This window comes from Azospirillum sp. (assembly GCF_035628975.1).
Classification (GTDB): domain Bacteria; phylum Pseudomonadota; class Alphaproteobacteria; order Azospirillales; family Azospirillaceae; genus Azospirillum.
In genome coordinates this window covers 72,284-92,306 of record NZ_DASPIS010000049.1, presented here as the reverse complement: position 1 = coordinate 92,306, position 20,023 = coordinate 72,284, and the positions used below count along the sequence as shown (strand labels likewise).

The following is a 20,023-nucleotide window of genomic DNA, read 5'->3' as shown; positions in this document are numbered from 1 at the left end:
TCCGCAGGTCCGGCGGATGCCCCAAGCCTTCAAGCGAAGCGGGCCGCTTCCATTTTGGAAAGCGGCCCGTCCGGTCCTCAGTCGCGCTGGACGCAGAGGGCGATGCCCATGCCGCCACCGATGCACAGGGTGGCGAGACCCTTCTTGGCGTCGCGCTTCTGCATTTCAAACAGCAGCGTGGTCAGTACGCGGGCGCCGGAAGCGCCGACCGGGTGGCCGAGCGCGATGGCGCCGCCGTTGACGTTGACCTTGCTGGTATCCCAGCCGAGGTCCTTGTTGACCGACAGCGCCTGGGCGGCGAAGGCCTCGTTCGCCTCGATCAGGTCGAGGTCGTCGACCGTCCAGCCGGCCTTCTCCAGCGCCTTGCGGGAGGCCGGGATCGGACCGGTGCCCATGATCGCCGGATCGACGCCGGCGGTCGCCCAGGAGACGATGCGGGCCAGCGGGGTGACGCCGCGCTTGGCCGCGTTCTCCGCCGACATCAGAACCAGGGCGGCAGCGCCGTCATTGATGCCCGAGGCGTTGCCGGCGGTCACCGTGCCGTCCTTCGAGAAGGCCGGGCGCAGCTTGGCCAGCGATTCCGGCGTGGTGCCGTGCTTCGGATACTCGTCGTCCGACACGACGACGTCGCCCTTGCGGCCCTTGATGGTGACCGGGACGATCTCGTCCTTGAAGCGGCCGGCCTTCTGGGCGGCCTCGGCCTTCTGCTGGCTGGCGGCGGCGAAGGCGTCCTGCTCGTCGCGGGTCAGCTGCCACTTCTGGGCGACGTTCTCCGCGGTGGTGCCCATGTGATAGCCATGGAAGGCGTCGGTCAGGCCATCGCGCAGCATGGTGTCGAGCAGCTCGGCGGAGCCCATCTTGGTGCCGTTGCGCAGGTGCATGACGTGCGGCGCCATGCTCATGCTCTCCTGGCCGCCGACGACCAGGACGTCGGCGTCGCCGTTCCTGATCGCCTGATAGCCCAGCGCGACTGCGCGCAGGCCGGAACCGCAGAGCTGATTGATGCCGATGGCGGTCGCCTCCACCGGAATGCCGGCGTTGACGGCGGCCTGGCGGGCCGGGTTCTGGCCCTGACCGGCGGTCAGGATCTGGCCCAGGATGACTTCGTCCACTTCCGCTGCGTCGGTCTTGGCGCGGGCCAGCGCTTCGCGGATCGCGACCTCGCCCAGAACGTGGGCGGGAACGGTGCTGAGGGCACCGTTGAAGCTGCCGATGGGCGTACGGGCGGCACCGGCGATGACGACTTCGGTCATTGAACGCTCCTCGAAATAGGACAGTTTTATTATAGCGCTGGTGGGACGCTCGGAGTGATTGTTACCTTAAGTCGGGCAATGTGACGGGTGCAAGCTGGCCGAAGGTCGCGGCGCTAACCTGTCGCAGCAAGCCATTCGGCCAGCGGATTCCACACTCCGGTCTCGGCACCGGCACTCACGACCATTCCGATATGGCCCAGCGGCGGGCGCAGGATGCGCGCATCGGGGATCGCGGCGGGCAGCGCCAGGGCGGACGCGGGCGGGACGATGCGGTCGCGCTCCGGGATCAGGGCCAGGGTGGGCACGCGGATGGCGGCCGGGTCGACCGGAAGGCCCGCGACCATCCAGGCGCCGGCCACGGTGTCGTTGCGCCCGTACCAGCCGGCCAGCGCATCGCGCGCCACACCGGCCACCAGCGGCACCCCGTCGTTCAGCCAGTCCTCAAGCGCGACGAAGGCCGCGGCGGCGCGGGACTCCGGCGCCATGCGGGCGAAGCTGCCGAATTTCTTCAACGCCAGCAGCGGGTCGAGTTGGGCGAACAGCGCCTGCAGCGCGTCCGTCGGCAACTCGCCCCAGCGCTCCAGCGCCGGCCCCCAGGGCTGGATGAAGGCCGCCACCCGGCGCGCCGTGGCCGCATCCTCCGCATGGAAATCCCAGGGCGTCGCCATCAGCCCCAGCCCGGCGAGCGACCGCGGACGGCGCTGCGCCAGCGCCGCGGCCAGCAGCCCGCCCATGCAGTATCCCACCACCGGGACCGGCCGCCCAACCGCCTCCACCACCACATCCAGCGCACGTTCAAGCCGGCCGGCGATATAGTCGGTCAGGGTGAAGCGACGTTCCAGCGGCCCCGGCCGGCCCCAGTCCAGCAGAAGCGGCCGGAAGCCGCGCGCCGCCAGCCAGCGCATCAGGCTCTTGTCCCGTGATAGATCGAGAATGTAGGCCCGGTTGACCAGCGACGGCACGAACAGCACCGGCCGCCCGCCGGCCTCCTCGCCATAATCAAGCAGGCGCGATCCGCCTTCGGCCCAGACCACCGGCGGGTCGGGCAGGTCGCGGACGTAGGGGTGCCGGCGGTAACGCTCGATCCCGGTCAGGACCGCGTCGATGCGGCGCCGGACCTCGCGGTCAACCTCCCGGCTCAGAGGGTCGTCGGCGCTTGGCCCCGCGTTGCCCCGCAGCCGGTCGGCCTGCGACATTTCGTCCCTCAGCGCCGCCGCCCGTTCCCTCAGGGCCGGATTCCAGGGCAGCGAGCCGTTCCTCAAGAGCGGCAATGCGGCCGAGGAGCTGAGCAAGCTGCCGAGCGCCGCCGTCAGATGCAGACCCAGCGGACGCGGCCCCATGCGAAGCGGCGTCCCGTCCGCCCGCTTCCCCTTTTCCCCTTTCCTGTCCTGTGGGCGCTCGCTCATCGAAAGGCCGTTCGCTTTGGGGAGAGACGTTGTGGGAGAACGGTGCCGGACGAGGATCCCAACCGCTGCCGGGCATGCCGCCCCCGCCTAATCCGAACCCGGCGGGCCCGAAGGCGAAGGGTGCCGCGCCCGCCATCCCCTGCCCCATCATCTGAAACATCCGGGCCATCATGTCGGCCGTCTCCGGATCGGCGGCACCCGCCGTCCACTGGTCCTGCCACAGGTCCAGGTAGCGGCGCGCCAGCGATTCATAGGATGGCGGATCAGGCGGAGGATTTGGTTGCGACGGGTCGGCCATGGCCGGATTATAAGGGCGGCGGGGCCGGATTGACCAGCGCGGCATGGCTCCCCACCTATCCATTCGGGTATCGTCGGAGGCTGTCCGGGTGCGTCTCGCTTCTCCGTCAGTGCGGCAATCCGAACCGCAACCGCGGCGGTATGCCGCGGCGCAACGCTGGACAAATTGCTATCCCTTCGAGTAGTCCTAAGGACGGAACAATTTCCGCCGCAATGTCCCCGTGTTCTGGAACATGATGGTTCTGGAATATGTCCCTTCTTGAAAGAGTCCGCGATGGCCGACAAGGAAGACCAGAAGTCCGCTCCGATCACGATCAAGAAGTACGCCAACCGGCGGCTCTACAACACCGCCACCAGCAGCTATGTCACGCTGGACCATCTCTGTCAGATGGTGAAGGACGGGCTGGACTTCGTGGTCTATGACGCCAAGACGGGGGAGGACATCACCCGCTCCGTCCTGACCCAGATCATCGTGGAGGAGGAGAGCAAGGGCCAGAACCTGCTGCCCATCAGCTTCCTGCGCCAGCTGATCGGCTTCTACGGCGACAACATGCAGTCGGTCGTGCCGCGCTATCTGGAATATTCGATGCAGGCGTTCTCCCGCAATCAGGAGCAGATGCGCGACTATTTCCAGAACACGCTGGGCGGCATGTTCCCGTTCGGCCGACTGGACGAGGTCAGCAAGCAGAACATGGCGATGTTCGAACGGGCCATGCGGATGTTCACGCCCTTCGGCGTCGCCGGCGCCCCGGACGACGTCGCCGGTCAGCGTCCGGCCGGACAGCCGGGCGCCACGACTTCTCCCACTCCGGCGGCCGGCGCCACCTTCGACGAGTTGCAGAAGCAGATCGACGAACTGCAGAAGCAGATCGCCAGCATCGCCAAGCCGCCCGGCAAGACGGACGTCAAGTAACCGGCCGGCAAGGTTCCGGAGGGCTGGCAGCACGGAAGGCGGGGGCATACCCCGCCTTTTTCATTGCGCCGGCCGAATCGGGCGCGCAGGCTTGGGGCCGTGCATAGATCGGATCGCGTAAGATCGAACTCGATTTGAAGCGTGAATCCGATCGCCGAACTCCAGAAGGCACCTTCTCGTCCACGGTGCCGGTCCGGCGGCTCTGCCGCGCGGTCCGGCCCGTTCAACCGTCAGGAGGGAACCGACCATGACCACCGAACTGACCGTCTCGATCACCTTGGCCAGCGACGATCCGCGGGAGGTTTCCCGTTTCGAGGACATGCTGCGCGAGTGGCTCGACCACCAGCCGGGCGTGGCCGGGCTCGCCATGGCCGACCGCGGCAACGATCTGGCGGCCGAGAGCATCTGGCGCGCCGCCCGCAAGGCCACCTTCGGCCCGGCGCTGAAGAACCCCTTCGCGCCCTGACAGGCCGAACCCAGGGAGCGATCAGCCCCTGAACAGGTGCGGGACCATCGCCCAATCCGGGCCGCCGCCAAGGCCAAGCCGCGGATCGGTCGATTCCCGCACCCCCATGCCCAGGCACTTGTCGCCGACGATCCAGGCATGCAGGACGGCGCGGGTATCCTCCTCGCGGAAGCAGGGCGGAGTTTCCAGCCATACGGCCCCATGGGCGGCGACATCCCCGCCGATCTCCGGCCCATCGTCCGCGACCACCGCGCCGTGATCCACGACGCGGGTCGGCGCGCCGTCCAGCCCGCGGAAGGCCCGCACCGTCACCATGTCCGCCCCGGCGATGCCGCTGGGGTCCAGTGCCGCGCGGCACAGATTGGGATGGCGCGGGTACAAGGACGACAGCACCGCCAGCAGGCCGTGGTTCGACCACAGCCAGCACCACAGCGGCGACAGCACGCTCATGCCGCTGCTGCGCAGCCGCTGCAGGAACCCGTCGTCGGCCAGTCCGTCCCAGGGATAGAGCTTCGCCAGCCAGGAGATCGCCTGCCCCTCGTCATCGAGGAAGCGCCGGCCGTCCCAGGCGATGGAATGCAGCGGCAGCAGCCGGCTGTCGATGCCGGCCTCCGCCGCGGTGGCGGCCAGATAGACCAGTTCGCCCTCGCGCACCGGATCGGGGGTGGCGCAGGTCGCATGCATGCGCCCACGGCCGGGCACCCCCGCCGCCATCTCCTCCCAGCGCTCGACCAGCGCCTCGTGCAGGCCGTTGAACTGGTTGGCGTCGGGGGCCATCGCCTCGCGCCAGTTGCGCTGGATGATGGAGGCGGCGAACAGCCCCTCGCCGGTGTCGTAATTGCAGCCCAGCAGCTTGATGCTGTCGCGCCCGTCATAGGCCAGCGTCAGCCGCCCGGCGAGCCCGCCGGCCCGCTCGTTGCGCCGTCCACCGGCCCAGTAATCGGCCCAGGACGCTTCCAGCATCCGCGCCAGATCGCCGCGGATCCCGAGTGCGGCGAACAGCTTGTGCTCCACCACATGGCGCACGGCGACGGCGATCATGCTGTGCAGTTCGTCCGCGACGCTTTCGATCAGGTCGATCTGCGAGGCGCTGAACTCATAGACGGTGTCCTCCCGCCAGCCGGCCCCGGCCGACATGGCGCGGACACCATAGGGATATTTGCGGAGACCCGGGCGCCAGTCGGCCCGCGGCTTCATCGTCGTCCTGCGCATGCCTGTTCCGATCCCCTGCGTATCAGAACCGGGGAGCCGGACGGCACGCGGCGGCGAAGGTCCGGCGCATGGATGAGATGACGGGCGGCAAGCTGGTCAACTGTCCACTGGGCAACGCTCTACTCCGGGGGAGGCCAATCCGAGGAAGATGCGGATGCTCGCGACGCAATCGCTGCGGCGCAAGCACGGCCTTGCGTATGTAACCTGCCCCGCCGCGGCGCGCCAGCGCGCATCCGCGATAGCGCCCCCCGATCGGGCGGGCAGCGGAAACGGAATGGGCCGCCGCGACGCAGGGCCGCAGCAGTCCATTCCCGCAGTCTTCACAAGCAGGTCTTCAAAACGGCCCGGTCTTCAAAACGGCCGAATCTTCAAAACGGCGACCGGAAAAGCGCGCTCAGATCAGACCCACCGAGGGACGGTGGGCGAGCGAGCGCATCGCCCACAGCGCCAGACGGCCGCGCCGCGGCTTCATCACCGCCGCCGGCCGGATCGGTGCCGCCACCGCAAGCGCGGGCACCAGGGCCGGCATGTCGTCTTGCGCGCTGCTGCCGAGGCGCCGGAGCCGGCGGGCGGCCAGAACGACGCGCAGCACCTCTTCTTCGGACACGGCACGGCGGGCCGGGCCGGTGGCGAGGCTCGCCGCCTCGCACAGGGCCGCCCGTTCGGCCAAAAGCCCAGTCAGGCCCTTGGCAGCCGCCGTCAATGCAGCTTCATCGTAAAGGGCGAGGACAAGCGTCCTCAACCCGTGTTCCATCCGTGTGGACATGGCGGGCGCTCCGGAAAAAACGGAATGGCGTGCGGATCGGATGCCGGTGGATCGGCAGGCGAGATTATCCGTGCGCGGCACCCGTTCGGCCATGCGCCCCAAGGTGGTAACACCCTGACTGCGGTTCCGTGATGCTGGAAAGCCACACTCGGTGTACCGATAAATATCTGGAGGTGTCGGGAACAGTCCGCCCCGATGGCGGGAAGAAATGGTGGAGCCAAGGAGGATCGAACTCCTGACCTCTACAATGCCATTGTAGCGCTCTCCCAGCTGAGCTATGGCCCCACTATACTTTTCTTCCACTTGACCAACACTTTGGGTGTTGGTGCGCTTGGAGGGAGTCGAACCCCCACGGCCTTTCAGCCACTAGGACCTGAACCTAGCGCGTCTACCAGTTCCGCCACAAGCGCGTCCGCGTTTCTTGGGGTCACGCGGGGCGCTCTATGTACCCAGACCGACCGCCGCGCTCAAGAGGAAAAATGCAATCGCGCAAAAGTTTTTTCGGGGGGCTGGGGGTGGGGTGCGTAAAGCTAGGGTATAGGCTGACGACGCCCCACCCTAACCCTTCCCCGCCCAGCTCTCGCACAAAGCTGTGCTTTGTGCTGACGCGGCAGGCGGACCGTAGGTCCGCTGAGAGCGGGGGAGGTTAGGTGGGGGTCTAACTCCCCCGGAACCCCTACTCCGCCGGCTTGATCGCGTAGAAGCGATAAACCCGCACGCCGGCCTCGATGGCGGCGACGCGGCGGGCCCAGAGCTCGACCTCCTCCATTACCGCCAGCTTGGTGGGGGTGTCGAGTTGGAATCTCTCCAGATGGTCGACCAGCCCCTGGATGGCGGACAGGATCAGGCCGCGGTGGGTATCGGTGATGTCCTCGGCGATGCGGAGGTCGAGGTTGCGCTGGGCGAAGGCGTTGGCCATGCGGTCCTTGGGCCACAGGTTCGGCGTCAGCGGTTCCTTGTCGCACCAGGTCTGCACCGCCTTGGCACCCATCACCTCTTCCTCGGCGATATAGTCGGTGATCAGCAGATGGCCGCGCGGCTTCAACGCCAGTTCCATCCCGTCGAACATCTGCTCCTTGTCGCGGACGAAGAACAGGCCTTCCTTGTAGACGATGGCGTCGACGCGCTTGGGATAGCCGAAATGCTCGGGATTGAAGGTCTCGATCGGCGCCTTCTTCTCCAGCCCCAGCTTGAAGGAACGGACCATCCCTTCCTTCGCCAGAAGGTCCGACGCCTCCAGCCCGGTGACCCAGCAGCCGTATTTGCCGGCCATGGTACGGCTGGTGCCGCCCAGCCCCGCGGCGAGGTCGAGCACGCTCATCGCCGGGTTCAGGCCAAGCGGCTTGACCAGATAGGGGATGTGATCGGCGCCGCCGGGCGTGTTGAAGCCCTCGCCCCACATCTTCTCCGCCACTTCGATGCGGGTGGCGGACCACAGCGGCTTGCCCCAGCGGTTCATGCCGGGACCGGGACCGGGATTCGACGGCTGCGGCTCCGCCGAAGCCTGCTGCGATTCGTCGCCCTTCCTGGTCTTCAGGCCGGACAGGTCGTAGCCTTCCCACCAGGCGTAAAGCCGCGTCTTAAGGCTCGGTCCGTGCCCGGACGCTTCGTCCTTGTCCGTCATCGCCGTCGTCCACCCCATCGGCCGATCGACGCCTCCGGCGCCGCCGGCATCCCCCGTTCGGCGCCGCGCGGCGCATCATCCTTGCGGTTGTTCCGTGACATTGAAACACACCACTCGCAAGAATTCTTCCAGCCTCAGGTTAGACTGACGCTAATTGCATGCAAGTGGAAAAATTTCCCTGCTGTAACGCCGCCCTTGGGGCGTGGCGTCAGCGCGCCGCCTTGGCCGGTGCCGGGGTCGATTCCGGCAGGGAGGCCATGCGCGTACCCGCTGCGTTCAGGACCGGGGCACAGGCGGCGGGCATCTTGCGGACCACCCGCGGTTCCGGCTTGTAGCCCGGCGGACGCTCGATGGCGGGGGAGGCGCTGTTCAGCCAGGACATCAGCTCGTCGTCGCAGCCGTCGCCGTCGGGCTGGGCCGTCTGCTGCTCGCACAGCGGGCTGCCGGCCGGACAGCTCAGGCGGATGTGCATGTGGCCGTCATGGCCGTGCCAGGGCCGCAGCTTGTTCAGGAAACCACGGTCGGACCAGCTGCGCTGGCACATCGCCAGCTTGATCGCCGGGCTGACGAAGATGCGGGACACCCGCGCGTCACTGGCGGCGATCTGCACCATCTTCGCCTGCCGATCCGACCAGTCCTCGGTCACGCGCATCCGGTCGTAATCGACATACTTGATCTCCTCCAGACGCTCGCGACCGGCGCGCCCCATCGGCGGCAGGTCAAGCCGCAGCCAGACATCGGCGTCCAGCCCGATCTGGTGGCTGGCATGGCCCGACGGCATCGGACCGCCGCGCGCCTGCCCCATGTCGCCGATCAGCGCGGTGCCCAACCCGGCGAGCGCCACCCGCTGGCCGAAATCACGGAGCATGTCGACCAAAACCGGGTGGCCGAAGTTGCGCTGGCGCGACAGGCGGATGACCTGATAGCCGACCCCTTCCGGCGGCAGGGCGCGGGCGCCGGCGACACATCCCGCGGCATAGCCGCCGATGGACTGCGCAGCCCCCAGCGACGGGCCGGACACCGCCCCCCAGGCGACGCTGGTGGCATAGGCCGGGACCGGCGCCGGCTTCTTCTTCCGCTGCTTGGCATCGGCCCCACCCGACGCCAGCAGGGCCGACACCAGCAAGGCGAAGGCCAGCCCGACGCACGCGACAACCCTGAAGGCACGCCCCCCGAAAGCGCGAAATCCCATATCCGTTCCCCGCATCGCCGCCAGCACCGCCGCCGGCACCGCCACTGTTACGGCTATAGCGGAGTCGTGGTTAAGGAATGATGGAGGACACATCGGGGCCGCACAACCGAACGGTCAGGCGCAGTGCCGGTCCATCCGGAGTGCGTCCGATGATTCCGACCTTGGCGTCCCTTGTCTTGCCGGAGCACTCCCCCTGGCCGAGCGGCCTAGCCGCAGCGAATATTGACAGTCCGTTATTAGCAATGGAAACGTCAGATTGTCGCAAACAAGGAATTTGATAAAATGCCACCAACAATGAGCTTTCGTATTGGCGAGACCGTCAGCGTTCGCGGCTGCTTGACCAGATTGATCGATATTATCAACCGCGATCCTATTCATTTGGAGGATCTGATCGGCTTCCATCGGGGACGACTCAGCCGTGGCTATTACTTGTTGCTGCTGAAGGAGCCCCTGTCTGCCGGTGAGTTCCAGTTTCTTGGCTACACCCACCTGTCCGGCGGCAAATACGGCTTGCCCAGCAACGATCCCGCGGTCGAGGCGGCTCGGCCGACGGTACAAGGCTCGCTGGAACAGAAGTTCGGGGCTGCCGGGGTGAACGGCCTTGCGCAGAAGATCGCGGGCGACATCCCCGCGACGGGAGAACGTCGCTTGGCCAAGATCGTCCCGGTGATCGGCCATGACCAGGCGATGGGGCCAGCCGACCAGTACCCGGCGTCCAAGCACGGCATCGCGCAATTCAACCTGACGGTGCCCAAGAAATTCCTGGTTTCCGCCTTCATCGGCGCGGACAGGCGGTTCCAGGGCGGCGGCCTCGATCTCGTCGTGGACAAGGGCACGGCTTATGACAGCCGGCGCACGGTGTTCAAATACTTGTCGGCTGCCTGACGGTGTTCAGTCCAGGGTCTGGCGGTAGCGTCTCAGCGCCACCACCGTCACCACCGTCAGGAACAGGAGGAGCGCCAGCACCTCCGCCGCGATCTCGGCCAGCCCGTTTCCTTTCAGCAGGATACCGCGGACGATGCGCAGGAAATGGGTCAGCGGCAGCAGCTCCCCCACCGCCTGCGCCCATCCGGGCATGCCGCGGAACGGAAACATGAAGCCCGACAGCAGCATCGACGGCAGAAAGAAGAAGAAGGACATCTGCATCGCCTGCAGCTGGTTGCGCGCCAGCGTGGAAAAGGTGAATCCGACAGCGAGGTTGGCGGCGATGAACAGGATCAGCACGGCGGACAGCAGGCCGAGGCTGCCGACGATGGGCACGTCGAACAGCAGCCGCGCCGCCACCACGATCAGCAGCACCTGGACGTAGCCGACGGCGACGAAGGGAACGATCTTGCCCAGCATGACCTCGAACGGGCGGACCGGCATGGCCAGCAGGTTCTCCATGGTCCCGCGTTCGCGCTCGCGGGTGACGGCCAATGCCGTCATCATCACCATGGTCATGGTCAGCACCACGCCCATCAGGCCGGGCACGACATTGTATTGGGTGATGCCTTCCGGGTTGTAGCGGCGATGGATGCGCAGTTCCACCGGATCGGGGTCGGCGCGCAAGTCCGCCAGCGGTCCGGTCAGGTCCGGGTTGAATGCCTGCCGCGCGATGGTGGACAGGGCCGACAGCGCGTTGCTGGTTGCCGCCGGGTCGGTCGCGTCGGCCTCCACCAGCAGCACCGGGCGGGTGCCGCGATGGAGGTCGCGGGCGAAGCCGGTGGGAATGGTGACGGCGAACTGCACCTCCCCCTCCGCCAGCAGCCGGTCGACCTCGGCCTCCGACGTCGCGACACGGGTGATGGCGAAATAGCGGGAGTTCTCCATCGCCGCCACCAGCGTCCGGGCGAAGGGGCTGGAATCGGCGACCAGGACTGCCGTCGGCAACGCCTTGGGGTCGGAGTTGATGGCGAAGCCGAACAGGATCAGCTGCAGGATCGGCACCCCCACCATCATGGCGAAGGTCAGCCGGTCGCGCCGCATCTGGATGAATTCCTTCACCATCACCGCCATCAGCCGGCCCGCCGATATCCGCGCCATCGCACTGCCTCGCCGGTTGGGAGTGAAGGGAGGGTAGCGCGGTTGGATGGAGGCGTCGACGCCCCTACGCCACCCCGTCCGCCCGGTCGAACTGCAGCGCCGCCAGCCTTGCGTAGAGACCGCCCTGCGCCACCAGTTCGCCATGGGTGCCGGTCTCCACCACGCGGCCCTTGTCCATCACCACGATGCGGTCGGCGTTCAGCACCGTCGCCAGCCGGTGGGCGACGATCAGAGTCGTGCGGCCGTGCATCAGCCGGTCGAGCGCGTCCTGCACCATCCGTTCGCTCTCGGCGTCGAGCGCGCTGGTCGCCTCGTCCAGCAGCAGCACCGGCGGGTCGCGCAGGATGGCGCGGGCGATGGCAAGGCGCTGGCGCTGGCCCCCCGACAGCCGCACGCCCTTCTCGCCCAGGAAGGTGCCGAGCCCCTCCGGCAGCGCGTCGAGGAAGTCCAGCGCATGGGCGGCCTCGGCGGCGGCGCGCACCTCGGCATCCGAGGCGTCGGGGCGGCCGTAGCGGATGTTCTCCCAGGCATTGGCTGAGAAGACCACCGGGTCCTGCGAGACGAGGCCCAGCCGGCGGCGCACAGCCACCGGATCGGCGTCGCGGAGTTCGACGCCGTCGAGCCGCACCGAACCGGCCTGCGGGTCGTAATAGCGCAGCAGAAGCTGGAACACCGTCGACTTGCCGGCTCCCGACGGGCCGACCAGCGCCACCCGCTCGCCGGGCTTCACGTTCAGCGAGAAGCCCTCCAACGCCGCCCAGTCGGGGCGCGAGGGGTAATGGAAGCGGACGGCGTCGAAGGACAGCGCCCCCGCCGCCGGGGTGGGCAGCGGCTTGGGCGCGGCCGGCGCGCGGATTTCCGACTCGATGGCCAGCAGGCCGAACAGACGCTCGGTCGCGCCGGCGGCGCGCTGCAGGTCGCCGATCACCTCGCTGATGGCGCCGACCGACCCGGCGACGACCACGGAATAGATGACGAAGGCCGACAACTCGCCCGGCGTCAGCCGCCCGGCCACCACGTCATGGCCGCCGATCCACAGGATGATGCCGACGGCGCCGAACACCAGCACGATGACGATCACCGTCATCAGCGCCCGCACCCGCACGCGGCGGATGGCGACGTCGAATGCCTCCTCCACCCGCTTGCCGAACAGGGCGCGGTCGATGGCCTCGTGAGTGTAGGCCTGGACCGTGCGGATGGCGGCCAGCGTCTCCTCCACGAAGGAGCCGACGTCGGCGATGCGGTCCTGGCTGTCGCGCGACAGCTTGCGCACCCGGCGGCCGAAGAACACGATGGGCGCCACCACCAGCGGAACCACCAGGGCCACCAGCCCGGTCAGCTTGGGCGAGGTGATCAGCAGCATGCCGGTACCGCCCAGGAACAGCAGCGCGTTGCGGAGTGCGATGGAGGCGGACGATCCGACCACCACCTGCAAAAGCGTGGTGTCGGTGGTCAGGCGCGACAGGATCTCGCCGGTCTTGGTCGTCTCGAAGAAGCCCGGCGACAGGGTCAGCACGTGGTCGTAGACGGCGCGCCGAATGTCGGCGACCACCCGCTCGCCGATCCAGCTGACCAGGTAGAAGCGCCCATAGGTGGAGGCCGCCATCAGCGCGATCACCCCGAGCAGCACCAGCAGCGCCCGGTCGAGCAGCGAGGTGTCGCCGCCGGCGAAGCCCTGGTCGATCAGCACCCGCATCCCCTGCCCCAGCCCCAGCACGGTGCCGGCCGCCACGGTCAGCGCCACCATCGCGCCCAGGATGCGCAATTTGTATGGAAGCAGGAACGGCACCAGCCGCCGCAGCGGCCCAAGGTCGCGGCGGCGGGCATCCGCCTCGCCGCGGGTGGAGGCGGCGATCAGGTCGGGGGAGGGTTGGCGAGCCACGCTGTTCCCGCTTGTCTGTTGGGAGTATTGCTGCGGATCGCTGCCATATAGCGTGGTTGAAAGGCCCCAACAAGGCGACCGACGGGCGAAGCCGCCCGGAAACCGCCCGTGGATACTGGCATGGATGCCTCGAATGAGCGGCGATTCCAGGGTTGCGCCGGCGGAGGTGTTTTGGTATAGACGCCGCTCGCTTTGCAGGAACCCCGGCCATGAAGACTGACATCCATCCCGACTATCACGAGATCACCGTGGTCATGACCGACGGCAGCTCGTTCACGACCCGCTCCACCATGGGCAAGCCGGGCGACACGCTGCGCCTCGACATCGACCCGAAGTCGCACCCGGCCTGGACCGGCGTGCAGAAGCTGCTGGACACCGGCGGGCAGATCGCCAAGTTCAACAAGCGCTTCGCGAACTTCGGCCTCAAGAAGTAAGCGGTTCTCGCGCTTCTATCCTGCCGATGCGAAAAGGGCGTCCGACCGGTTCGGACGCCCTTTTCGTTTGTGCATGATCTGGCGGAAACCGTCACCCCACCGCCGCCGCGGCCTCGCGCTCCACGTCGGCGCGGACCATGGCGTCGAGCCGATGGACGCGCATGTACAGGCTGTGGCTGCGCTCCAGCAGGCTGCGCAGGCCGGACGGCAAATCCTCGTTGTCGGGACCGCTGGGATCGGAACAGATTTCGCCGCCGGACAGCGCGAAATCCTCGCTCGCCGCCTGCTCCTTCGACATCTCGCCGGCATGCACGGCCTTCTGCGCCAACAGCCAGGCCATCACCTGGGTCAGGCGGCTGGTCACCCGCATCGATTCGTAGGAGATCTGCAAACGAACCTGCGGCGGCAACTTCCGGTGTTCGGCCGCGTCGTGGTAGGCAATGTAATTCCGCGCCTCGATCAAGAGGGCCATGGTCTCGTCATAGGGACCGTTGAAGAAGAAGGTGTGCGTCATGGTCGTCGGCCCCCTCCGGCGGACTTACGGCCCTAGCTTGAGCCTTGCCGCAACTGATTAACAATTGGTGACTGGGCGGTATCCGGTAACCCCAAGCGGGGTTTCACCCGAGTTTGTGCGGCCGCCCTCTTGAACAGGACAGAGCGTCGATTATCTCTCGCTCGTCCGGCGGATGCCCATCAGGGGTCCGCCATCAACCGGGCCCTTGGCCCAGCCCTATGAGGACCGACCGAAGCCGTGGTCCTCGACGGCCGTATCGCTCTATCGGAGGATATGTCATGCGCAGCTACGACCTTTCGCCGCTGTTCCGTTCCACCGTCGGTTTCGACCGCCTGTCGCGTCTGCTGGAGACCGCGACCACCGGTGACGAGGCGGCATCCTACCCGCCCTACAACATCGAAAAGCTGAGCGAGGATTCGTACCGGATCACCATGGCCGTTGCCGGCTTTGGCCTGGACGACCTCAACATCACCGCTCACCAGAACTCGTTGACCGTCACGGGTAAAGCTAAGAAGGACGAGCCGACCGGCCAATTCCTCTACCGGGGTATCGCCGGCCGCGCGTTCGAGCGCCGCTTTCAGCTCGCCGACTTCATCAAGGTGACCAGCGCGTCTCTTCAGAATGGCCTTCTGCACATCGAGTTGGCACGCGAGGTACCCGAAGCGATGAAGCCGCGGAGCATTCCGATCGTCACCGCCGCCGGCAGCGAAACGGTGCAGGTCGAAGCGCCCGCTCCGGCTCCCGCCCTGACCCAGCAGGCGGCCTGACGCACCGACGCGGTCCGTCCGTGCATGACGCGGACATGAGAACGGCGCCCCGGACCGTCCGGGGCGCCGTTTCCTTTGTCGAACCGCGGGTCTTCGCGGCGTCTATTGGCCCAGCTTAGCGGTGTCCAGCACGATCATCGCCACGCCGATCTTCTGCTTTCCGGCAGGGTCCATCACCGGAACGCTGGCTTCGGTCAGCATGGCGCCGGTCTTGGCGTCCTTTTCCGGGTCGGTCATGTAAAGATCGGCATTGCCGGTGAAGACCTTCTGCCATTTCGGCTCGTCGCCCTGCCAGAGGTCGGAGGTTCCCGCGGTCTGGGCGACATTCAGTCCGTGATCGTCCATCAGAAGGATTTCGACGATCTTGCCGCCGCTGCCGGCGACGACCTGTTTCAGCTGCTTGGACACCGCATTCGACGAGACCTCATCGAAGGCTGGATTGGCACCGCCAGCCTTGGCCGCCGCCTTCCACTGGGTGTCCATCTCGTCGATCTTCGCCTGGGCGATACCGGCATTCTTGGTGTTCTGCGATTTGACCGCTCCCACCACCGCCGGGTCGCTCAGCCAGGGCTGGGCCTGCTGGCTGACTGCCTTGCGCACAGTTCCTTCCAGGGCAGGGTCCGCGGCGGATGCCATGGAGAGCGTGCCTGCGCACAGCAGGGAAATCGCGCAGCCGGCAATCCAGTATCGAGTCTGCGTCATGTGATGTCCTCCCAGTCGTTTGGCCCGATCATGGGCGTGGCGATGGTCGGACTCCCGGTGCCGGTGCCACAGCACCGGGCCTTGTTTTTCCGTCAAACGGAAGATCCGTGATACAGATCAAATGCCGCATATCGGCTCGGCTACGGGTAAGACCCGGCAGGGCGTCATTGCCGCGGAAAGCTGTCCGGCGGCGCGAGGACCCACTCGGCATAGCCGGCGCGCAGCAGTTCGAAGGCCGCGACCAATCCGGCGGCCCCGGCATAGGCGGTGACCAGCACCTGCTCCGGCGACACCTGTGCCCCGAAGACGATCAGCAGAGCCCCCAGGAACGGACCGCCCAACAGGAATGCCGCCAGCCACAGCGGTTCCGCCGACAGCCAGGCGCTGAGCACCGCACGCGTCCGCTGCGACAGGCGCAGCAGCCCCCCTGCCTTGGCGTCGAGCGCTTCGAGGCTGCCGGCCCTCAGTTCCGCCACCCGCCGGCCGTCGGCATCGATGAAGACGACCTCCACCCTCATGCCATGGCGCCGAACCGAGGCACGTACCGAGTCGCCGAGTCGCGTCTCCAGCAGGATCGTGTTGCCGCCCAACGCGGGCAGCGCGTCGCGCACCTCCTCCGGCGGCTCGCCCCACTCGCGTAGCGCCGCCAGGATGACGCGGGGGTCGTCGCAGGGGATCGCATCCATATGGATCACCCGCCCCTGCGGGGCCTTCACCGTCAGAATCAGCACCTGCTCCACCGGATCATGCATGCCCTCCACCCGCAGACCGCCCTCGGCCGCATAGGAAAACCGCAGGCACCCATCATGGCGGCTGAGCGTGTTCATGGCGGCGGCACCCTTCCGGTCGCTGGCGTTGACATGACCAACAATCCAGCCGGGGGAAAGGCCATCGCGATCGCGCGGCGAAAAAGGGGAAGCTCGACCGGACGAAGCCGGAACGCGGACATGAAAAAAGCGCCTAGCCGGTCCGGCTGGCGCTTTCCGCTATCTTCCCTCTCTCAGAAGAGAGAGAATGGCGGATGGGGGGAGATTCGAACTCCCGATACCCGTGAGGGTATGCCGCATTTCGAGTGCGGTGCATTCAACCGCTCTGCCACCCATCCGCTGCCCCGTTTGGCGGGGTGGGCGGAACCTATATAAACGCCTGCGGCCGTGCAAGCCTTTTTTGCAGAAAAATGCGAAGCTTTTGGGCCGCATCCCTGTTGACTCCGAGCCCCTCCTGAGTATAGATCGTCGCTCCCATGAACGGGCTTGCGCATCGAACGGTGGGCGAGAAGCCCGCCGTTTGTTTTGACATAGGCAGTGACGACAATGTTTGCAGTGATCCGCACCGGCGGCAAGCAGTACAAGGTCGCCAATGGCGACGTGATCCGTGTTGAGAAGCTCGAGGCCGATGCTGGCGCCTCCATCACGCTCGATGACGTGCTGATGGTCGGCGACGCAGGCAACACCACCATCGGCACCCCGACCGTGGCCGGCGCCTCGGTCGTCGCCGAGGTCGTCGCCCAGGATCGCGGCCCGAAGATCATCGTCTTCAAGAAGAAGCGCCGCCAGAACTACCGCCGCAAGAACGGCCACCGCCAGGACCTGACCGTCCTGCGCATCACCGGCATCAACGGCGCCGCCTGATCCGGGTCTCCCGGTCCGGCGTTCAGGCGCATCTTCAGTTTAGGAGCAACACCCCATGGCACACAAAAAGGCAGGCGGCTCGTCCCGCAACGGCCGTGACTCCGCCGGTCGCCGTCTCGGCGTGAAGCGTTTCGGTGGCGAGAACGTCGTCTCCGGCAACATCATCGTCCGTCAGCGTGGCACGAAGTTCCACCCGGGCGAGAACGTCGGTCTCGGCCGCGACCACACCCTGTTCGCGATGGCCGACGGCCAAGTTTACTTCAAGCACAGCTCGAACGGCCGCACTTTCGTGAACGTCGTTCCGGCCAACGACCAGGTTCCGGCCGTCGCCGCCGAGTGATCGGGCCGAGTAACCATTGAGGTCGTTGCGCGGCCTGTGTCGCAGGCCTGCACGCTTGTGGGATAAGATCGGGGGACCGGGCGACCGGCTCCCCGATTTTCGTTTTGAGTCCGGTACCGTCCCGCTGCCGGTTTCCCTTCCGTTTACGGGCAAGGTTCTCCGATGAAGTTTCTCGATCAAGCCAAGGTCTTCCTGAAGAGCGGTGACGGCGGTCCCGGCGCCGTGGCGTTCCGGCGCGAGAAGTTCATCGAGTTCGGCGGTCCCGACGGCGGCGACGGCGGACGGGGCGGGGACGTGATCATCGAGGCGGCGGACGGCCTGAACACGCTGATCGACTACCGCTACAAGCAGCACTTCAAGGCGCAGCGCGGCCATCACGGCATGGGCAGCAACCGCAACGGCGCGCGCGGCGAGGATGTCGTCCTGCGCGTTCCGGTCGGAACCCAGATCCTGGACGAGAACCAGGAAACCGTGCTGTGCGACCTGACAGAGGCCGGCCAGCGCCGCGTCTTCCTGCGCGGCGGCGACGGCGGGCACGGCAACGCGCACTTCAAGACGCCGACCAACCGGGCGCCGCGCAAGTTCCACCCCGGCTGGCCGGGGCAGGAGCAGTGGGTCTGGCTGCGGCTGAAGCTGATCGCCGATGCCGGCCTGCTTGGCCTGCCCAATGCCGGCAAGTCGACCTTCCTGGCCGCCACCACCGCGGCCAAGCCGAAGATCGCCGATTACCCTTTCACCACCCTGGCTCCCAACCTGGGCGTCGTCCGCGCCGGTGACGAAGAGTTCGTCATCGCCGACATCCCCGGCCTGATCGAGGGCGCGCATGAGGGCCATGGGCTGGGCGACCGTTTCCTCGGCCATGTCGAACGCTCGCGCATCCTGCTGCACCTGATCGACGGCACGGCAGACGACGTCGTCGCCTCCTACCGCACGATCCGGAACGAGTTGGAGGCCTATGGCGGGAACCTCGCCGTCAAGCCGGAGGTGATCGGGCTGAACAAGTCCGACGCCTTGCTGGACGAGGAGATCGAGGAGAAGAAGAAGGCGCTGGAGGAAGCCTCTGGCGCCGAGGTGATGGTGCTGTCCGGCGCCACCGGCGACGGCGTGAAGCAGGTGCTGTACCGGCTGCTGACGGTCATCAAGGAATCGAAGGCGGAAGAGCCCGAGGTCATCCACGCCCCCGCGACCCGGTCCATCCCGCGCCCGCCGGTCGGCCAGAAGCTGCCCGACGACGGCGAGATGCAGTGGGACGATGAAACCGGCGAATGGGTCGGCGGCGAGGACGACGATCTTGAGGATGAGGACTTCGAGGAGGACGACCTCCAAGAAGGCGGCCTTGAAGAGGGCGAGGAACTGGACGGCGAAGAGCTCAATGCCGACTCGGACGAAGCCCTTGACGGAGAGGAGCCGGAGGGCGAAGAGGACGGCTCGGACGACGATACGGACGGAACCTCCCGCCATGGCGCTTGACGCCCCTACCCTTCTCGAATCCCGCCGGCTGGTTGTAAAGATCGGTTCGGCCCTTCTGGTCGATGGGGAGACCCGGCAAATCCGCCGGGACTGGCTCGACGCGCTGGCCGACGACGTTGCCGCCTGCCGCAAGCGCGGGCAGGAGGTGGTGATCGTCACCTCCGGCGCCGTGGCCTGCGGGCGGGAGCATCTGGGCCTCGTCGGCCGGGCGCTGAAGCTGGAAGAGAAGCAGGCCGCCGCCGCCACCGGCCAGATCCGCCTTGCCCACGCCTATCAGGAAACGCTGGCCCGCCATGACGTCACCGTCGCCCAGGTCCTGGTGACGCTGGAGGACACGGAAGAGCGCCGGCGTCACCTGAACGCCCGCAACACCATCGACACGCTGCTGAAGCTGGGCGCCGTTCCCGTCATCAACGAGAACGACACGGTGGCCACCGCCGAAATCCGCTTCGGCGACAACGACCGGTTGGCCGCCCGCGTGGCGCAGATGGTCAGCGCCGACACGCTGGTGCTGCTGTCGGACATCGACGGCCTCTACACCGCCGACCCGCGCAAGGTCCCGGACGCCCGCCACATCCCGACCGTGCGCGAACTGACGCCGGAGATCGAGGGCATGGCCGGCGAGCCGCCCCCCGGCTACAGCAGCGGCGGCATGGTGACCAAGATCGCCGCGGCGCGCGTCGCCCTGTCGGCCGGCTGCCGCATGGTCATCGCCAAGGGCAAGCGCATGAACCCGCTGGCGGCGCTGGAACGGCGGCCGGAGGATGGCGGCGCGCTCTGCACCTGGTTCCTGCCCTCGGCCGAACCCACCAGCGCGCGCAAGGCCTGGATCGCCGGCCATGTCAACGCCACCGGCGTGCTGGTGGTCGATGACGGCGCCATGCGCGCCCTGTCCCACGGCGCCAGCCTGCTGCCGGCCGGCGTCGCCGCCGTGCAGGGCGAGTTCGACCGCGGCGACGTGGTGATCGTCCGCACACAGGACGGGCGCGAGGTCGCCCGCGGCCTGGTCGCCTACAGCGCCGACGATGCCCGCAAGATCCTTCGTCACAAGAGCACCGAGATCCCGGAGATCCTGGGCTATCAGGGGCGCGACGAGATGATCCACCGCGACGATCTGGTGGTGCGGTGA

Annotated in this window: 20 protein-coding genes and 3 tRNA genes; 9 read left to right on the top strand and 14 right to left on the bottom strand. The window is 67.3% G+C overall.

From position 1 onward, the window contains the following. Positions 1-77: 77 nt before the first annotated feature. Positions 78-1,253: an acetyl-CoA C-acetyltransferase gene (locus VD964_RS11040; RefSeq protein ID WP_324868511.1), complete on the bottom strand. Its 1,176-nt coding sequence runs from the start codon at positions 1,251-1,253 to the stop codon at positions 78-80. A 113-nt stretch (positions 1,254-1,366) separates the two neighbouring features. Beyond that, positions 1,367-2,593: an alpha/beta fold hydrolase gene (locus VD964_RS11035; protein WP_324868509.1), complete on the bottom strand. Its 1,227-nt coding sequence runs from the start codon at positions 2,591-2,593 to the stop codon at positions 1,367-1,369. A 637-nt stretch (positions 2,594-3,230) separates the two neighbouring features. On the opposite strand from VD964_RS11035, the gene phaR reads away from it, so the two are divergent. Further along, positions 3,231-3,869: a polyhydroxyalkanoate synthesis repressor PhaR gene (gene phaR, locus VD964_RS11030; RefSeq protein ID WP_324868506.1), complete on the top strand. Its 639-nt coding sequence runs from the start codon at positions 3,231-3,233 to the stop codon at positions 3,867-3,869. 247 nt (positions 3,870-4,116) lie between these two features. Then, complete coding sequence (locus VD964_RS11025) at positions 4,117-4,335, top strand: hypothetical protein (RefSeq protein ID WP_324868504.1); 219 nt, start codon at positions 4,117-4,119, stop codon at positions 4,333-4,335. A 21-nt stretch (positions 4,336-4,356) separates the two neighbouring features. On the opposite strand, the gene VD964_RS11020 is transcribed toward VD964_RS11025, so the two are convergent. From VD964_RS11020 to mepA, 6 genes are all read right to left on the bottom strand, one after another. Then, a complete protein-coding gene (locus tag VD964_RS11020) occupies positions 4,357-5,547 on the bottom strand; it encodes a glutathionylspermidine synthase family protein (protein ID WP_324868502.1) in 1,191 nt (396 codons plus the stop codon). Between the two features lie 394 nt (positions 5,548-5,941). Beyond that, positions 5,942-6,313, bottom strand: coding sequence for a hypothetical protein (locus VD964_RS11015; RefSeq protein WP_324868501.1), 372 nt, complete (start codon positions 6,311-6,313; stop codon positions 5,942-5,944). A 209-nt stretch (positions 6,314-6,522) separates the two neighbouring features. Next, positions 6,523-6,598, bottom strand: a tRNA-Ala gene (locus tag VD964_RS11010). A gap of 38 nt (positions 6,599-6,636) precedes the next feature. Next, positions 6,637-6,723: transfer RNA gene (locus VD964_RS11005), tRNA-Leu, on the bottom strand. Positions 6,724-6,989: 266 nt separating this feature from the next. Then, the gene (locus VD964_RS11000) at positions 6,990-7,937 is read right to left on the bottom strand and encodes a methyltransferase domain-containing protein (protein ID WP_324868499.1); all 948 of its coding nucleotides are present in this window, start codon (positions 7,935-7,937) and stop codon (positions 6,990-6,992) included. A 208-nt stretch (positions 7,938-8,145) separates the two neighbouring features. Next, positions 8,146-9,129: a penicillin-insensitive murein endopeptidase gene (gene mepA, locus VD964_RS10995; protein ID WP_324868497.1), complete on the bottom strand. Its 984-nt coding sequence runs from the start codon at positions 9,127-9,129 to the stop codon at positions 8,146-8,148. Positions 9,130-9,423: 294 nt separating this feature from the next. On the opposite strand from mepA, the gene VD964_RS10990 reads away from it, so the two are divergent. After that, positions 9,424-10,014 (top strand): hypothetical protein, encoded by a 591-nt coding sequence (locus VD964_RS10990; protein WP_324868495.1) that lies wholly within the window; start codon positions 9,424-9,426, stop codon positions 10,012-10,014. A 6-nt stretch (positions 10,015-10,020) separates the two neighbouring features. On the opposite strand, the gene VD964_RS10985 is transcribed toward VD964_RS10990, so the two are convergent. Beyond that, the gene (locus tag VD964_RS10985; RefSeq protein ID WP_324868493.1) at positions 10,021-11,154 is read right to left on the bottom strand and encodes an ABC transporter permease; all 1,134 of its coding nucleotides are present in this window, start codon (positions 11,152-11,154) and stop codon (positions 10,021-10,023) included. A 64-nt stretch (positions 11,155-11,218) separates the two neighbouring features. Next, complete coding sequence (locus VD964_RS10980; RefSeq protein WP_324868491.1) at positions 11,219-13,036, bottom strand: ABC transporter transmembrane domain-containing protein; 1,818 nt, start codon at positions 13,034-13,036, stop codon at positions 11,219-11,221. A gap of 209 nt (positions 13,037-13,245) precedes the next feature. Here VD964_RS10980 and rpmE point away from each other — a divergent pair, with 209 nt between their 5' ends. Next, positions 13,246-13,470, top strand: a complete 225-nt coding sequence (rpmE, locus tag VD964_RS10975) for a 50S ribosomal protein L31 (RefSeq protein WP_012974887.1) — start codon at positions 13,246-13,248, stop codon at positions 13,468-13,470. A 91-nt stretch (positions 13,471-13,561) separates the two neighbouring features. On the opposite strand, the gene VD964_RS10970 is transcribed toward rpmE, so the two are convergent. After that, positions 13,562-13,984 (bottom strand): DUF1465 family protein, encoded by a 423-nt coding sequence (locus VD964_RS10970; protein ID WP_324868487.1) that lies wholly within the window; start codon positions 13,982-13,984, stop codon positions 13,562-13,564. Between the two features lie 278 nt (positions 13,985-14,262). On the opposite strand from VD964_RS10970, the gene VD964_RS10965 reads away from it, so the two are divergent. Continuing rightward, positions 14,263-14,751, top strand: coding sequence for an Hsp20 family protein (locus VD964_RS10965; protein ID WP_324868485.1), 489 nt, complete (start codon positions 14,263-14,265; stop codon positions 14,749-14,751). Positions 14,752-14,853: 102 nt separating this feature from the next. Here the strand turns inward: VD964_RS10965 and VD964_RS10960 are convergent, their stop codons facing one another. The 3 genes from VD964_RS10960 to VD964_RS10950 all read right to left on the bottom strand — a co-directional run bounded on the left by VD964_RS10960 (position 14,854) and on the right by VD964_RS10950 (position 16,558). Then, the gene (locus VD964_RS10960) at positions 14,854-15,453 is read right to left on the bottom strand and encodes a PDC sensor domain-containing protein (RefSeq protein WP_324868483.1); all 600 of its coding nucleotides are present in this window, start codon (positions 15,451-15,453) and stop codon (positions 14,854-14,856) included. A gap of 164 nt (positions 15,454-15,617) precedes the next feature. Further along, positions 15,618-16,280, bottom strand: a complete 663-nt coding sequence (locus VD964_RS10955; RefSeq protein ID WP_324868481.1) for a hypothetical protein — start codon at positions 16,278-16,280, stop codon at positions 15,618-15,620. 188 nt (positions 16,281-16,468) lie between these two features. Then, positions 16,469-16,558 (bottom strand) — tRNA-Ser (locus VD964_RS10950). A 208-nt stretch (positions 16,559-16,766) separates the two neighbouring features. Here VD964_RS10950 and rplU point away from each other — a divergent pair. The 4 genes from rplU to proB all read left to right on the top strand — a co-directional run bounded on the left by rplU (position 16,767) and on the right by proB (position 20,023). Beyond that, a complete protein-coding gene (gene rplU, locus VD964_RS10945) occupies positions 16,767-17,084 on the top strand; it encodes a 50S ribosomal protein L21 (RefSeq protein ID WP_012974890.1) in 318 nt (105 codons plus the stop codon). 55 nt (positions 17,085-17,139) lie between these two features. After that, positions 17,140-17,424: a 50S ribosomal protein L27 gene (rpmA, locus tag VD964_RS10940; RefSeq protein WP_149222246.1), complete on the top strand. Its 285-nt coding sequence runs from the start codon at positions 17,140-17,142 to the stop codon at positions 17,422-17,424. Between the two features lie 162 nt (positions 17,425-17,586). After that, complete coding sequence (gene obgE / locus VD964_RS10935; RefSeq protein ID WP_324868477.1) at positions 17,587-18,894, top strand: GTPase ObgE; 1,308 nt, start codon at positions 17,587-17,589, stop codon at positions 18,892-18,894. Beyond that, complete coding sequence (proB, locus tag VD964_RS10930; RefSeq protein ID WP_324868475.1) at positions 18,884-20,023, top strand: glutamate 5-kinase; 1,140 nt, start codon at positions 18,884-18,886, stop codon at positions 20,021-20,023. The genes obgE and proB overlap by 11 nt, the downstream gene beginning before the upstream one ends.